The following is a 15607-nucleotide window of genomic DNA, read 5'->3' as shown; positions in this document are numbered from 1 at the left end:
TTTCACTATGCCTAGAATTCTACTTACATTTTTTGCTTGCCTGATCCTCGCCGGCCAGGCGCTGGCCCAGCAAACGCTGAGCGGCGTAATCGTCAACACCGACGGAGAAACCATCCTGGGTGCCACGGTGGTGGCCACCGGCCCGGCGGGATCGGAAGCCGGTACCGTCAGCGCCACGGACGGCAGTTTTGCGCTGGATTTGGACGCAGCGGGCACCTACAAAATGACCGTTAGCTACATCGGGTTCGTCCCCTACACCCGGCGCGTTTCGCTGAGTGCGGGGCGGAACGTGGACCTGGGTAAGATCTTGCTGACCGAGGCCAGTGAAACGCTGCAGTCGGTAGAAGTCGTCGGGCGGCGGCGCATTGATTACAACAGCGACTATTCCTTTTCCGGCTCCAAAGTGGCGATCTTGAACCGGGAGCTGCCCCAGTCCATCTCCACGGTTACGAAAGAGCTGATCAACGACCGCCAGGCCTTTCAACTGGTCGATGCCGTCAGAACGGTGAGTAACGTGGCCGCGACCGGCATTTACAACCACTACAACATCCGGGGTATTACGCAGGCGGACGACGGGCAGGTCGTCAACGGGATGCGCACCCGGCAGTATTACTTCCTGCAACCCATCACGGCGCACCTGGAACGGGTGGAGGTCATTAAGGGGCCTTCGTCGGTAACATTCTCCAGCGCCGACCCGGGGGGGACGGTCAACATGGTCACGAAAAAACCTTTACGGGAGGCCCGCCGGGAAGTATCGCTTTCCGCCGGTAGCTTCTCCACGTTGCGGCTGGCAACGGACTTCACCGGCCCGCTCAACCCGGAGAAAACCCTGCTTTACCGCCTGAACGCCGCCTACCAGCAGGCCAAATCCTTCCGGGACGTCGTCAACAACAACGCCCTGCTGATTGCCCCTTCACTGAGCTACGTGCCCAACGAATCCACGGCGCTAAACGTGGAGATGATCTTCAACAACAGCGAGGGCAACCTGGACCGGGGCCAGCCCATTTTCGGGGCTATCAACGGCGACTTCGACCTAAACAGCACGCCCGTCACCCGTAACGTAGGGGCTTCCAACGACCACTACCGGAACAACGAATTGACGTTTACGACCAGCTTCAGCAAGCGCTTTACCGACAAATTCGGCTTCAACGCCCAGTACATGAAGCAGACCTGGGAAGAAGACCTGGCCGAGCACCGGGTGGACGGTACGGCCGTCGACATCGAAGGCAACGTACTGCCTACCCTGGCCCGGCTGCGGTACGACCGCCGCCAGCAATTCTGGGAAACCGACAACCTGAGTGTCTACCTGGATTACAACATCGAGTCCGGCGACATTACTAATAAGATCCTGATCGGGTATGACGCTACGCGCTGGGAGCGGCAAATCGGGGCCGGTTTCCTCCGGGCCCGCCGTTACCTGACATTGAGTGGTGGCCAGTCGAATTTCAACCCGGCTAATGCGGATAACTTCCAGACGATGGTCGTCGACGGCGTAACGATGCCCGTGCCCGCCGTGCCCCACTTCGATCTGGAAAATCCCTTCAACGGTGCTCGCAACACGGACGCTTACCGCCTGGCGGAGTTGTCCATCCCCGCTAACCTGACGACCTCCGGCGGCATCTACCTGCAGAATCAATTCAAGGTGGGCAAGTTGTCTGCCCTGCTCAATCTGCGGTACGAAACCTTTACCGACATCTTCAACTACGAACAGGACGAGCAGGAATTCGAGACCAGTGCCTTCGTGCCCCGGATCGGGTTGACTTACGAGGTATCCGACAACGTAAGCGCCTACGCTACCTACCTGGAGGGCTTCCAGCCGCACACCAATACGGTGTCGCTTTCCCCGACGGCGGAAGGTTTCTTCTGGGCCGCCTCCCCCGCCCGTTTCGACCCCCTGGAAAGCAGCCTGAAGGAAGTAGGCGTCAAGGCCCGCCTGATGAACGGACGCCTGTTCGCCAACCTATCCATTTTCGATATCGAGCAAAAGAACATCCTGCTCGGTGATACCTACGACCTGGAAACCCTCACGACCCGCGGCAAGCAACGCAGCCGGGGCTTCGAGATGGACGTCTCCGGTTACGTGCTCCCGAACTTCCAGTTGGTTGTCTCTTATGGCTTCAATGACGCCGAGATCGTGGAGGACGCCATCGAAGAGTTCATCGGCGAGCGCATCGGTGGCGCGCCCCGGCACAACGCCAACTTCTGGGGTCGCTACGACTTCACTAATCGTTTCTTGAGTGGCGTTGGCGTCGGTCTTGGCGCGCAGTACGTCGACGAGCGCTTCACTTGGTACAACCCGACCTACGCGACCAATCGGGTTCTGCTACCTTCCTACACGGTGTTCGAGGCGGCGGTCTTTTACCGGCCGAGCAATACCAATATGCAACTGACGCTCAAGGTCAATAACCTCTTCGACGAAACCTACTGGCTGGGCGGGCTGAACCCCACGCGCCTCGGCCCCGGGGCGCCACGTAACCTTCTCCTGACCGCCAACTACCGCTTCTAAATGGTCCGCTCCCCCCAGCTTCGCCTGATTGCCCGACATACCTACCGGGGCATCATCGATGCATCCGTCAACCGCTGGCTGGTGGGGGTGTTCCTTGCGCTGATCGCTACGGCGCTGTTCACCGCGTTCTTTAGTTACCAGCAACACCAGCACGAGGTGGAGCACTACTCTACGGACGTGCGCGAGCGGTGGGAAAACAACCCGGATAAGCATCCACACCGGATGGCACACTACGGCTACGTAGCCTTCCGGTCGAAAATGCCGCTCAGCTTTTTCGACCGGGGGCTGGACAGCTACCTGGGTAACGCCGTATTTCTGGAGGCCCACCGGCAGAACGCGGTCAATTTTTCCTCCGCCAGCCAGTCGAGCGGGCTGCTGCGGTTCGGGGAACTATCGGCGGGGCTAGTGTTGCAACTACTTTTCCCGCTGCTGATCTTCTTCTGGGGGTTTGCCTCCGTCGCCGAAGAGCGGAAGACTGGCGTCACCCGGCTTTTGCTAACGCAGGGAGCGCGGTGGGGCGAGGTCATCCTGGGTAAAGCCTTAGGTATATTCGGTGCGTCATTGCTGGTCACGTTGCCAGCGTTGGCACTTACCCTGGTTCTCCTGTTTTTGGCTTCAACGGATGGTGGGCTGTCCGCCTCCCTCGTCCCGTTTACCTTGCTCGCGCTGAGTTACCTGGCGTATACGCTGATCATGTCCTTGCTCGCGGTGATTGTTTCCGCCCTCAGCGATACCCCCAAGACGGCGCTGCTCAGCCTGATCGGTTGTTGGTTGCTCTTCGTGCTGGTCGTCCCGAAACTGGCGCAGGTGACCGCCCAGGCGATCTACCCCGTTCCGTCAAAGATCGAATTCGACACGGCGGTAGAAGCGGCCGTGCTTGCCCAGGGGGACAGTCACAATCCGGACGACCCCCACTTCAACGGGCTCCGCGACTCGCTCCTGGCGGCCTACGGGGTAGCCACGACTAAGGAGTTACCCTTCAACTACGGCGGCTACCTGATGCGGGAGGGGGAACGTCTGAGTACGGAGATCTACAACTCCCACCAAGCGCGCCTGATCGATACTTACCGGCAACAGAACCGGGTGCTGAAATTTGTCGGTTTGGTCAACCCCTACCTCGCGATCAAACAGCTTTCGATGACGCTGGCGGGGTCAGACTTCGCCACGTACCAGCGCTTCCGCGAAGAGACCGAAGCCTACCGGTATAACCTGGCCCAGACGATGAACGAGTTGCAGATCGAGTTCATCAGTAATACGACGACCAGCTCGGCGGATAAGGGGGCCACGATCAGCCAGCAGTATTGGCGCGACTTCCCGCCCTTCGAGTACGGGTTCCTGAACAACAGAGAGATGCTAACGGCCACTGCCGTCTCGATCGTTACCCTGCTGGCCTGGCTGTTCGGTCTGGTATTCGGCGTGGCGGCCCTGGCCAAAACCCTCAAAGCTTACTGAGATGATCGGTCTATTAACGAAGGAGTTACTGCGGCAACGGGGCCTGGTCGGCGGGCTGGCGGTCCTCCTCTTCGCGGGTCTACTGAGCCTTTATCTGGGGAAAGCCTTCCTGGAGAAGCAGCAGGATATTCTGGAGTTGACGGAGCACGCTCAGGCGGAGCAGTTGCAGCGCCACCTCGAATACGGACATGGTGACCTTGGCTTATTCCTGTACTACGTCAAGTTCGGCTTCGCGGGTGAAGTCTCGCCGCTGGCGGGGCTTTCCATCGGGCGGCAGGATATGCGGCAGGCCGCCCAGCTCGTCAATATTCGTAACCTGGAGGAGCAGAAGCACGCCCACGAATTGGTCAATCCCTATTTCCAATTACTGGGAAATTTCGATTTCAGTTTCGTATTGATCTACCTATTTCCGCTAATCATCATTGCCCTGACGTTCAATCTGTGGAGCGAAGAACGGGAAAGTGGTCGCTGGCCGTTGCTAGCGGTGCAGAGCCACCGGCCCTACCGCTTGCTGGGCCAGAAGTTACTGTTGCGGCTAGCGATCGTCCTAGCCGTACTCATCACGCTGCTCGGGGCCGCCGTACCCTACCTGGGGCTTTCGCTGGACGCGGCCTTTTTTACGGTTTCGGGTATCTCCGTAGGCTACCTGGTCTTTTGGTTTGCCCTTGCCTGGTTCGTCATCAGCCACGGTAAATCCTCCAGCCATAATGCTCTCACGCTACTGACCACCTGGCTGCTACTGACCACCGTTTTGCCGGCCGCCGTGAATAGCGCGGTGTCCACGATCTATCCCATCCCCGAAGCCTACGAAACCACCATCGACAGCCGGGACGGGTACCACACCAAATGGGATCAGCCCAAGGAGGCCGCCATCAACCCCTTCAAACAACTTTACCCCGAATACGCCGCGTACGACCACCCAGAGGACGCCAGCTTCAGCTGGTTCTGGTACTACGCCATGCAGCACATGGGCGACGTAGAGGCCGCGGAAGCCCGGGCGGCCATGAAGGAAAAGTTGCGCAAACGAAACAATGTCACCCGGGCGGTTGGCTATCTGCTACCCAGCGTCCACACCCAACTAAGCCTCAACTCCCTGGCCAAGACGGACCTGACGAATTATCTGGCCTACCTGAATGCGCTGGAGGCGCACCACGAAGACTTGCGCCAAGCTTTTTATCAGGACATTTTTGATGATGTGCCGGCTGAGGGGATAGATTGGGAAGATTATGGCATGGGCAACTTTTCGGACCGGCGGGAGGTGAACCCATCCCTCATTTTACCCTTGGTACTGATCAGCTTGGTCTTATTCTTGCTCAGTCATTTTGCCTTTAAGCGGACGGCCGCGCGGTTGGCGGGGTAGCGTTTGGGTAGCTGATACGTCATTCGATCCGACCGTTGACCAGGGTGATGCAGGTGTGATTACTCTCGTCAGTCGCCGTGATTCTCCAGCTGGGGTTTGGTGCTACCTGATTACTTCGCCCTGCTTCATTTGGGCGCTGACGCGGGTGCTGAAGGAAGGGGCAAGGAGCAGGCGGGATGAGGACCTGGAGGCGCGTGACTCCTACGTTATGCAAATTGTATAGTTGACTATACAGATTGTGTGAAATTGCGCTACCGAGATTTAGCAACTACCCACCCCACCGAATCCCAAACCCCGGGCTCAACCCCAAAACCTCATGGTAAGTCGCCCCAGCCGAAACCTCCAGCTTATCCAACACCCGATACCCCAGACCAAAACTCAACTCACTAGCCGACGTCGCCGCACCCAAACGGATGCTGATCTGTTCTGCGGGGAGGTACTCCAGACCGGCGCGTACGCGGACGGGGTTGTCCGCATCCTGGTGGGCTTCGAGGTTGAAGGTGAGTTGGTCCGTCGGGGTGTAGGAGGCGCCGATGGCGAGGAGTTGGGGAAGGAACTCGTCGGGCAGGCGCTCGGAGCGGAAGGGGGAGAAGATGCGTACCCCGATGGCCAGATCGTCGATCAGCTGGAGTTGCATCCCTACACCAAAGGTGACGTTGAAGGAGGACGCGTAGCCTTCCGTGCTCGTGGCGAACCCGTGGAAGTCGGCGCCGATGGTCAACTTGTCCGTGAGTTGTCGTCCGTAGCCGAGGCCGAAGCGGGTTTCGCGGTAGGCGTCGAACCCAAAACTGGCTACGTTGAGGCCGAATCCTCCGAATTCCGTTCCGTACACAGCACCGATGTTGGCCATTTGGAGTTCGCTCACCCCGAATCTTTGCTCCGCACCCGCGGCAGCGCCCAACTCCCCCTTGGCTTGTTTGGCGTACCCGGCGGGATTGGTGTACAGCGCATCGATGCCCTCCGCGGAAAGGCCCGTACCGCCCAGAAAACGGCTGCGCGAATCGAAGGTGGGGAAGACGCCATCCTGCGCTTGCACCTGACCGGTGATGGCGAGAAAAACGAAAAGCGTGGTGAGGAATGGGCGCAAGGGGATACGATTATGGTCCGCCGTGAAGATACACTTTGCAGTACCTTGCGGGCATGCTGGAAGCCAAAAACCTTAGCTATCAATACCCCGGCGGGGCGGCGCTTACCTTCCCGGACATCACCTGCGCGGCCGGCGAAACCCGGTTGTTGCTGGGAAAAAGTGGCAGTGGAAAAACGACCCTCTTACAACTACTGGCCGGACTCCGCCAACCCAGCACCGGCGGGGTAACGATCGGCGGGACGGACCTGAACGCGCTATCCGGCCGCCAGCTGGACCAGTTTCGCGGAGGTAACATCGGCATGGTATTTCAGACCGCCCACTTCGTGCGGGGGCTCACCGTACAAAAGAACCTGGAACTGGCCCAGAGCCTGGCCGGCAAGCCGCGCGATGATGACCGCATTAAGCAACTACTCCAACGCCTGGACCTTGCAGGACAAGGTGGCAAACTACCCGGAAAGCTTTCGGTAGGCCAGCAGCAACGCGCCGCGATCGCCCGCGCCGTCCTCAACCAGCCCGCCGTCATCCTGGCCGACGAGCCTACATCGGCGCTGGACGACGACAATGCCCGCGCAGTCCTCGCGTTACTGCAGGAGGAAGCCGCCGCCGTAAACGCCACGCTCCTCATCGTGACCCACGATAACCGCCTGACGACCGTCGTGCCCAACCACACCTACCTATGAGCTCGCTCTATCTGGCCCTGAAGAATTTGCTGTTCAAACCGCTGAACGGCCTCCTGAGCGTGCTGCTGTTTGCCCTGTCGATTGGACTGCTCTCCCTACTGGCGAACCTGCGCTTGCAAGCGGATGAGCAGTTCGATAATAACCTGGCCGGGATCGACCTCGTGGTGGGCGCCAAGGGCAGCCCGCTGGAACTCGTCCTGAACAGCATGTACCACGTCGGTTACCCCACCGGGAACGTGACGCTGGGGGAAGTGAAGGCCTTTTTCAACCCGCGCCACCCAATCGTGGAAGCCGCCGTGCCGCTCTCCCTCGGTGATAGCTACCGCGGCTACCGCATCGTGGGGACGACGCCCGACCTGCTGGATTGGTACGGAACCTCGGTCGGGGAAGGGCGGGTGTTTGCCAAAGATTTTGAGGTAGTGCTGGGTGCGGAAGTCGCGGCTAAGAATAAGCTCGGGGTGGGGGACAGTTTCCGCTCCAGCCACGGCATCGTGGATGAGGGCGAAGATCGGATTGAGCACGACGATGACTTTAAGGTCGTGGGCATCCTCGCGCCGAGCGAAACGGTCCTCAATCAGGTGATCCTGACGACCAACCAAACCTACTGGCACTCCCACGAAACCCACGAAGCAGCCGGGGGTGATGACGATGCTGATGACCACGCCGGCCACGATCATGGCGACCACGAAGGCCACGATCACGCAGGCCACGATCACTCCGGGCACGACCATGCGGACCATGCCGCCGATGCCCCGACTAGTCTTCTCGATGCGGATCCGGATAAAGAGATCACTAGCCTGCTCATCAAGTACAAGAACGCCAGTTCCTTTCAGGCGCTGAGCTTCCCCCGCAACATCAACGAGAATACGGATCTACTGGCCGCCAACCCCGCCTACGAGATCAGCGAGGTGCGTCGGCAATTTGATTCCGGGCAGCGCATTCTGGGTATTCTGGTGCTGGCCATTACGGTGGTTTCCGCGCTATCCATCTTCATTGCGCTGTACGCCTCGCTGCGGGAGCGCCGCTACGAGCTGGCCCTGATGCGGTCGCTCGGGGCCGGACGGGGGAAGCTCTTCTCCATCATCGTTGCGGAAGGATTACTCGTAGCGATTGCCGGGTACCTGGTCGGTATGCTGCTCAGCCACGGGATCCTGGCGGTGCTGGCATCTAACATCGACGGCGAGTTTCGGTACGAGCTCGACCCCTGGCGCTTCATCACCGCCGAAGCCTGGCTCTTGCTAGTAAGCTTGGGCATCGGGTTTTTGGCGGCCGTCATTCCGGCCATCCAGGCATCCAATACGGATATTGGCGATACGCTTACGGAGAACTAAATCTCACTATTCCACCTTTTGCAGTCCTGAATCGTTTACTAGCAAAACCACCCCTACAACCATGCGTAGACTACTTCTCTTTGTATTCGCCATCACGGCCAGCCTCCTCGTTTCCAGTTGCCTCATCGTTGAGCAAGAAATCACCCTCAAGCGCAACGGCAGCGGCATCAAAACCGTGCAGATCGACCTGGGCGAAATGATCTCTAACCCCATGATGGCCATGATGAGTGGCGACGAAGGCATACCCTCGGAAAAGAAAGACTCCAGCTGGCTCATGATCGACGACCTGCGCGAGCACAATCCCCAGTGGACGAGCGAGGAAATCGCGCTCCTCGAAAACGCCCGCGGGGAAATGTCCCTGGATACGGACGAGGGCGTAATGCTCATCACCATGTCCACCACCTTCAACAGCCTGGACGAACTGAAGCGGATCGAAAGACTGATCGCCGACGCCAATAAGCCGGACGAAGACGATGAAGAGGAGGGCGCCGGCGGCATGCCGGACTTCTCCGATTTTGGAAATACTGGAGATGACACGGAATACGAGTTCACCAAGAAATCCCTCTCCCTCATGACACCCGTTTCCGAGATCAGCGAAGGCGTCTTCGGCGGCCTGGGTCTCGACGAAGAGGACGAAGGCATGGAAATGTTGCTCGGTATGCTCGATGGCTCAAAGGCCGTCTATAAGTTCAATCTGCCCGGAAAAGTCAAGAAGGTAAAGGGCATGGAAGGCGCCGTGATCGATGGCAACACCGTCACCGTTGAGGTGGGCCTCATGGAAGCCATTGAGGACCCTGAGATGTCCGCCGCCGCCCTCACCGGGGAGATCAAGTTCAAGTAAGGCCAGCCATGATCGAAGATATTTTCAATGCCGTGAAAGGAGGCTTGGGCGACCTCGCCGGTTCCGTCACCGACGGTGCCCGCGAAAAGAGCCTGGCCCTCATCGAGGACTGGCTGGAGATCTTTCCCCAACTCGGCGAGTACGGGCTGGAGATCACCAGTTTCTCGATGGGCCTGGCCCTCAGCCCCTCCCTCAACGTCGAGCTGCTCGGTAAGCACGAGGACTGGGACGACGAGGCCATCACCGAACGGATCAAACAGCACAAGGGGGAGACGTCCATCACGATGGTCCTCAGTACCATCCGGACCGCTTACCGCCTGCAACGAAAGACCAAGGCGCCCCTGCGGGATCCGTTGATCCTGAAGATCATTGTCAAAGTACCGCCGGAAGTGCGGGTCGTTTTAGGTCAACCCGTGCTGGAAGACTAGGCTGGAATAGACCTAAGTCGCCACCACTTACCTCATTGTTTAGAGTCCAAATACGTGAATGAATCCCCCGCATTGAATATCGGCATCACCTTCAGTGGGGGAGGCGCCCGTGGTGCCGCCCACGTGGGTATGCTGCGCGCTTTGCTGGAGAGTGACATCGTGCCCAACCGCATCGTCGGTGTCAGTGCCGGTGCCATCGTCGGGACGCTCTACGCCGCCGGCCTCAGCCCGGACGATATGATGGCCGCGCTTGCCGAAACGAGTCTGGTAAAATTGGTCCGCTTCGGCGTTCCCACCACCGGCCTGACCAAATTGGACTACCTCCAGGAGCGGCTCCTGAAAGTCATTCCCGAGGACAGTTTTGAGGCGTTGAAGTACCCGTTGCACATCGGTATCACGAACATCAACAAGGGGCAGTTGGAGCTGCGTAATTCCGGACCCTTAAGCGCCATCGTGGCCGCGTCATGCTCCATCCCCTTCGTGTTCAAACCGGTATTGGTGGACGACTCTCATTGCGTCGATGGCGGCGTCATTTGCAACATGCCCGTTGCCCCCCTGCTATCGGAAGCCGACTTCATCATCGGTAGTAATCTGATGCCCTACGGCCTCCTGCCACCCGCGGATACTGGTACGGTCATCAACATCGTGTGGCGGTGTTTTGACCTCGGCATCATGTCGAATACTCTTCCCAGCCTGGATCTTTGCGATATAGTTATTGAGCCGGCTCAACTCAATGATTACAATATATTCAATATCAACCGTTTAAAGGAGATGCATGACCTCGGTTTTGAACACACAATGGGCCTCGTTCCGAAGATAAAGCGCTCCATTGAGTTGAAAAAGGAGCTGTTGCAACAACTTTAATTCGCGGCGCCTATTGAACAGGATATAGCCGACGTCGTTTATCAAAACAACTTGTACACGACGCCACGTAGCCAATTTTGGCGGCTAGCGTATATCCCCCCGCCCGGAATGACCAAGCAATCAATAGCGGTAAAACAAGCGCAGCGTAGCCTGCCGGAAATGGAAACCATGGCCGGTGCGTCCGTCCTGGAGCTCAGCCACAACCAGCCTGTCTTGCTCGTTTTTCTCCGTCACTTCGGCTGCACTTTTTGCCGCGAAGCGCTGCAGGATCTTTCCGAAAAACAGTCCGCCATCGCCCGCCACGGTGCCAAGCTGATGCTGGTGCACATGTCCGACAAGGAGACCTCCGATCGATACTTCAAAAAGTATGGCTTAGCGGGCATCGATTCGGTCTCCGACCCCAGCTGCACGTTCTACCAGGCATTCGGCCTCACGAAGGGTACGGCGCGCCAATTATTTGGCCTCCACTCCTGGATCCGCGGTTTCGAAGCGGGCGTACTCAACGGCCACGGCGTCGGTTACCAGCAGCTAGGCGACGGCTTCCAAATGCCCGGCGTTTTCGTCATTCGCGACGGCCGCGTCCGGGGAAAATTTGTCCACAAACTAGCCGGCGACCGTCCGGACTACATCGATTTGCTCGATCAGTGTTGCCAGATGTAAACGGCATTCAGCTTCAATTTTCTGAGGTTCTCGACCAACCGTAAGATCATTTTACGGCGCTGCCGCAGGTGCAAGCAAATTGGACGGGCAACCTGAATTCAAAGGGTGTCTTGATCCACCGTTGAACCATTTAGGCCATTGGCGCACTTTTACGGGGAAAGGCACTTACCTTTCCGGACGTACCGCAAGCCCGTAATCTCACCATGCTAAAAGTCGTAAACACGCTCTTTCGTACCTACATCGGTAGGTACCGGCGGGAGTTGCAACAGCACTACGACGAACCCCTACGCCTACAGCGCAAACAGTTGGCGGACATCCTCGCCCGCCACGCGGATACGGCCTTCGGGCAAGAACATGATTTCGAGCGCCTGTTACGCCACCCCGAAGAGTTCGCGGAGCGGGTACCCATCCGGACTTACGAAGCCCACCTGCCCTACATCAATCGGGTGCTGGAAGGGGAGAGGCACGTCCTCAGCGCGGACGATCCGGACTGGGTCGCTACGACGAGTGGTACCACCGGCGCCACGAAGTACCTCCCCCTCTCCAACCGCGCCGTGCGTGACATCCACCTCAAGGGCAGTTGGATGAGCCTCGCGTGCCTCTACGAGAAGGACCCGGACATCCAGGTTTTCAGCACCAAAAATTTGTTGATCGGAGGATCCTTTAAGGGGCGCCACCCGAAGATTGACTTAATGCAGGGTGATATCTCCGCCATCATCATTCAGTCCATCCCCCGGGTGATGCGCAGCTTTTACATTCCCGACCTGGAATTAGCCACCTCCCCCGGCTACGAAGAAAAGATTGCCCGCATTGCCGAGATTGCCGCCGAAGAACCGGGGATCACCGTCCTGGGTGGCGTACCCACCTGGAACCTTCCCCTATACCGGAAGATCCTAGACCTGGCAGGTGGAGATTCCATGGTCGACGTCTGGCCCGAAGCCCGCGTCTTCAAACATGGCGGCGTGAACTTTGAACCCTACCGCGCCCAGTTTGAGGCACTCTTCCCCCGAGAGGATTTCATTTTCCAGGAGATTTACAACGCGACGGAAGGATTCTTCGGCGTCCAGGATAAAGATGAGCTGCGCAGTATGCTCCTCCTGCTGAATACGGGCGCCTACTACGAGTTTATCCCGTGGGATGCCTACAAGCTGGATGACCTGACCAGCGTTCCTCTCTCCGGCGTAAAGCTGGACGTCACTTACGTGATGATCATCACCACCGAAGCCGGTCTCTACCGCTACCCGATGGGTGATCTCCTCCAATTCACTGAGGTGGATCCTTACCGCATCAAGATCATTGGCCGCACGCAGGAATTCGTCAATGCCTTCGGGGAGGACCTGTTGCGCTCTGAAGCGGAAGGCGCGATCTTGGACGCCTGCACCCGCCACGATTGTAGCATCGCCGACTTCCACGTTGCCCCGGTCTACATCGAACTGGGGAAGAGCGGTAGTCACCACTGGCTCGTCGAATTCGAGGAATTACCGGCATCGCTATCGTCCTTCGCGGAGTCGTTGGACCTCGCGCTGCAGGAGGCCAATTACAACTACAAAGCAAAACGGAGCAACGACTTCGCCATCCACCGGCAAGAGCTAACGGTGGTGCCCAAAGGCTTCTTCCGCACCTGGCTGAAGAACCGCGGAAAACAGGGTGGGCAGCACAAGGTGCCTAGGTTGGCGAACCACCGGCGTTATTTGGAAAGTATGCTTGGTGAGTTGGGGGGGTGAGTGGCGACTGAGGGCGCCTGGGTGTGTGGTTGACCGCACGCTCGCAGGACGATCCTATTTCCGCTGCGCTACAATAGCATCGACGCTACGGGGAGCTATGGGAGACGGGGGGAGATCAGACAACTACCAACTTCTCCAGGTCCTCGTAGCGTCCGACGGAGGAGGTCCTGCGAGCGTCCGGCTGAACCGTAAACTCCACGTTTGGCCGGACGCTCGCAGGAGCTCAACGCTTGCTGCGCGCGTTGACTACGCTACGAGGTCCTTGGTGGAAGTAGAATATTCATCAACTACTAACTTCTCCAGGTCCTCGTAGCGTCCGACGAAGGAGGTCCTGCGAGCGTCCGGCTGAACCGGATAAACTCGGCGATTTACCGGACGCTCGCAGGAGCTCAAACCTTGCTGCGCGCGTTTTGACCACGCTACGAGGTCCTTAGTGGAAATTAAATATTCATCAACTACCAACTTCTCTAGGTCCTCGTAGCGTCCGACGGAGGAGGTCCTGCGAGCGTCCGGCTGAACCGGATATACTCGGCGATTTACCGGACGTTCGCAGGAGCTCAAACCTTGCTGCGCGCGTTTTGACCACGCTACGAGGTCCTTAGTGGAAGTAGAATATTCATCAACTACCAACTTCTCCAGGTCCTCGTAGCGTCCGACGGAGGAGGTCCTGCGAGCGTCCGGCTGAACCGGATATACTCGGCGATTTACCGGACGCTCGCAGGAGCTCAAACCTTGCTGCGCGCGTTTTGACCACGCTACGAGGTCCTTAGTGGAAATTAAATATTCATCAACTACCAAATTCTCCAGGGCCTCGTATCGTCCGACGGAGGAGGTCCTGCGAGCGTCCGGCTGAACCGTAAACTCCACGTTTGGCCGGACGCTCGCAGGAGCTCAACGCTTGCTGCGCGCCCGTTGACCACACTACGAGATTCTTAGTGGAGGTAAAATATTCATCAACTACCAACTTCTCCAGGTCCTCGTAGCGTCCGACGGAGGAGGTCCTGCGAGCGTCCGGCTGAACCGTAAACACCACGTTTTGCCGGACGCTCGCAGGAGCTCAACGCTTGCTGCGCGCGTTTTGACCACGCTACGAGGTCCTTAGTGGAAGTAGAATATTCATCAACTACTAACTTCTCCAGGTCCTCGTAGCGTCCGACGTAGGAGGTCCTGCGAGCGTCCGGCTGAACCGGATATACTCGGCGATTTACCGGACGCTCGCAGGAGCTCAAACCTTGCTGCGCGCGTTTTGACCACGCTACGAGGTCCTTAGTGGAAATTAAATATTCATCAACTACCAACTTCTCCAGGTCCTCGTAGCGTCCGACGGAGGAGGTCCTGCGAGCGTCCGGGTGAACATAAACTTCAGCCACCACCACACAAAAATCCACCCCTTACGTTCCGCAGATGAGCCGCAACAATTAGCTTGCAGACAATTGACCACCACCGAAGCAATATCGACGCCCGTATGATCCAGGACCTCCGCCGCCAGTACAATGATTCTTTTACAAACGAAGCCTACCGGGCCATGCTCGACTGGATGGGCGGGCAGTACGGAGAACGCCCGGAGTTTCACGTAGCCGAAACGCCCATCTTCGTACCCGCCTACTTGCGGGACCGGCTACTGGAAGCTTGCAATGATCTACTGGCGACCGTCACTCGGGAGGACTTTGCGGAAAAGGCGAAAGCTGCGATTCCAGAAGGAGAATTCGTCCCGGGGCAGGATAAGCACCCCTTGTTCATGCAATTCGATTTCGGCCTTTGTGAAGCAGAAGATGGATCGGTTACCCCACAATTGATCGAGGGGCAGGGCTTTCCCTCTCTCTATTTCTTCCAGTACTTGCTCGACAAGTGCTACCGTCGCTTTTTCCCCATCCCAGAAAACTTCACCTGCCGCTTCGGCGGGAGGAGCGAGAGCGAATACCTCGACATTCTCAAGCAGTGTATCCTCGGTAAGCACCAGCCGGAAAATGTCATCCTGCTGGAGATCGACCCCAAGCACCAGAAGACGCGAATCGACTTCGCCGTCTGCTGTGCGGAACTGGGCATCGAGGAAGTCTGTATCAGCGACGTCACCCTGGAAGGGGAGGAGCTCTACTACCAAAAGGAAGGTAAGCGGACGCGCATCCACCGCATTTACAACCGCGTCATCTTTGATGAACTGAAGCAGCGCGACGACCTGAAACGCACCTTCAACATGGTCGAACAAGCCGACGTCGAGTGGGCCGGCCACCCCAACTGGTTCTTCCTGCTCAGTAAACACTCCCTGCCGTTTTTCAAGAGCAAGTATGTTCCGGATACCCGCTTCGTCAGCGACCTGGGTAAGCTGCCAACTGACTTAGAGGCTTACGTCCTCAAACCCCTCTACAGTTTTGCCGGCGCTGGCGTCGATCTTCACCCCACCGCGGAGAAAATTGCTGCAGTGGATAATCCCGCCCACTGGATCCTCCAGAAAAAAGTGAAATACGCGGACCTGATCAAAACACCGGACGGGCCCGCCCGTGTGGAGATGCGTATGATGTTCGTTTGGCCCGAGGATAGTAATGAACCCATTCTTTTGAATAACCTGGTCCGCCTGAGCAAAGGAGAAATGATTGGCGTTCGTTACAATGCGGATAAGACCTGGGTGGGCGGGGCCATCGGTTACTTTGAACCCGTAGGGAGCTAAGCGCTCCGC

The 15607-nt window shown here is 58.0% G+C and carries 14 protein-coding genes; 11 read left to right on the top strand and 3 right to left on the bottom strand.

All coding sequences use genetic code 11. The features are described 5' to 3' along the window. Positions 1 to 7 precede the first annotated feature (7 nt). The 3 genes from A3850_RS16790 to A3850_RS16780 are packed head-to-tail and all read left to right on the top strand — an operon-like array spanning position 8 to position 5318. Positions 8 to 2506 carry a TonB-dependent receptor gene (locus tag A3850_RS16790; RefSeq protein WP_068219164.1) on the top strand — a complete coding sequence of 833 codons (2499 nt, stop codon included), beginning with the start codon at positions 8 to 10 and terminating at the stop codon, positions 2504 to 2506. Next, positions 2507 to 3958 carry a DUF3526 domain-containing protein gene (locus A3850_RS16785; protein WP_068219161.1) on the top strand — a complete coding sequence of 484 codons (1452 nt, stop codon included), beginning with the start codon at positions 2507 to 2509 and terminating at the stop codon, positions 3956 to 3958. It abuts the gene before it with no gap. Position 3959: 1 nt separating this feature from the next. Beyond that, complete coding sequence (locus A3850_RS16780) at positions 3960 to 5318, top strand: DUF3526 domain-containing protein (protein ID WP_068219160.1); 1359 nt, start codon at positions 3960 to 3962, stop codon at positions 5316 to 5318. Positions 5319 to 5586: 268 nt separating this feature from the next. On the opposite strand, the gene A3850_RS16775 is transcribed toward A3850_RS16780, so the two are convergent. Further along, on the bottom strand, positions 5587 to 6405 hold the full coding sequence (locus tag A3850_RS16775) for a hypothetical protein (protein WP_068219157.1): 819 nt from the start codon (positions 6403 to 6405) through the stop codon (positions 5587 to 5589). A gap of 53 nt (positions 6406 to 6458) precedes the next feature. Between A3850_RS16775 and A3850_RS16770 the strand changes: the two genes are divergently transcribed. From A3850_RS16770 to A3850_RS16740, 7 genes are all read left to right on the top strand, one after another. Beyond that, positions 6459 to 7085 (top strand): ABC transporter ATP-binding protein, encoded by a 627-nt coding sequence (locus A3850_RS16770; RefSeq protein ID WP_068219155.1) that lies wholly within the window; start codon positions 6459 to 6461, stop codon positions 7083 to 7085. Continuing rightward, positions 7082 to 8416, top strand: a complete 1335-nt coding sequence (locus A3850_RS16765; RefSeq protein ID WP_068219153.1) for an ABC transporter permease — start codon at positions 7082 to 7084, stop codon at positions 8414 to 8416. Before A3850_RS16770 ends, A3850_RS16765 begins: the two co-directional genes overlap by 4 nt. A 61-nt stretch (positions 8417 to 8477) precedes the next feature. Beyond that, on the top strand, positions 8478 to 9257 hold the full coding sequence (locus A3850_RS16760) for a hypothetical protein (RefSeq protein WP_068219150.1): 780 nt from the start codon (positions 8478 to 8480) through the stop codon (positions 9255 to 9257). An 8-nt stretch (positions 9258 to 9265) separates the two neighbouring features. Next, positions 9266 to 9685 (top strand): hypothetical protein, encoded by a 420-nt coding sequence (locus A3850_RS16755; RefSeq protein WP_068219148.1) that lies wholly within the window; start codon positions 9266 to 9268, stop codon positions 9683 to 9685. 54 nt (positions 9686 to 9739) lie between these two features. Further along, on the top strand, positions 9740 to 10549 hold the full coding sequence (locus A3850_RS16750; RefSeq protein ID WP_082921882.1) for a patatin-like phospholipase family protein: 810 nt from the start codon (positions 9740 to 9742) through the stop codon (positions 10547 to 10549). Between the two features lie 108 nt (positions 10550 to 10657). Then, a complete protein-coding gene (locus A3850_RS16745) occupies positions 10658 to 11209 on the top strand; it encodes a peroxiredoxin-like family protein (protein ID WP_068219145.1) in 552 nt (183 codons plus the stop codon). Positions 11210 to 11412: 203 nt separating this feature from the next. Next, on the top strand, positions 11413 to 12933 hold the full coding sequence (locus A3850_RS16740; protein ID WP_068219142.1) for a GH3 auxin-responsive promoter family protein: 1521 nt from the start codon (positions 11413 to 11415) through the stop codon (positions 12931 to 12933). Between the two features lie 246 nt (positions 12934 to 13179). Here A3850_RS16740 and A3850_RS16735 read toward each other — a convergent pair whose 3' ends face one another. Together A3850_RS16735 and A3850_RS20260 are read right to left on the bottom strand one after the other, a co-directional pair. Continuing rightward, complete coding sequence (locus A3850_RS16735; protein ID WP_068219139.1) at positions 13180 to 13800, bottom strand: hypothetical protein; 621 nt, start codon at positions 13798 to 13800, stop codon at positions 13180 to 13182. A gap of 86 nt (positions 13801 to 13886) precedes the next feature. Then, complete coding sequence (locus tag A3850_RS20260; RefSeq protein WP_157501328.1) at positions 13887 to 14303, bottom strand: hypothetical protein; 417 nt, start codon at positions 14301 to 14303, stop codon at positions 13887 to 13889. A gap of 95 nt (positions 14304 to 14398) precedes the next feature. Here A3850_RS20260 and A3850_RS16730 point away from each other — a divergent pair, with 95 nt between their 5' ends. Then, entirely contained in the window at positions 14399 to 15598 is a 1200-nt protein-coding gene (locus tag A3850_RS16730) for a hypothetical protein (protein WP_068219914.1), read from the top strand. Positions 15599 to 15607: the final 9 nt, after the last annotated feature.

Origin of the sequence: Lewinella sp. 4G2 (assembly GCF_001625015.1) — a bacterium.
Taxonomy (GTDB): domain Bacteria; phylum Bacteroidota; class Bacteroidia; order Chitinophagales; family Saprospiraceae; genus Neolewinella.
This window is presented reverse-complemented; position numbering and strand designations above follow the sequence as displayed.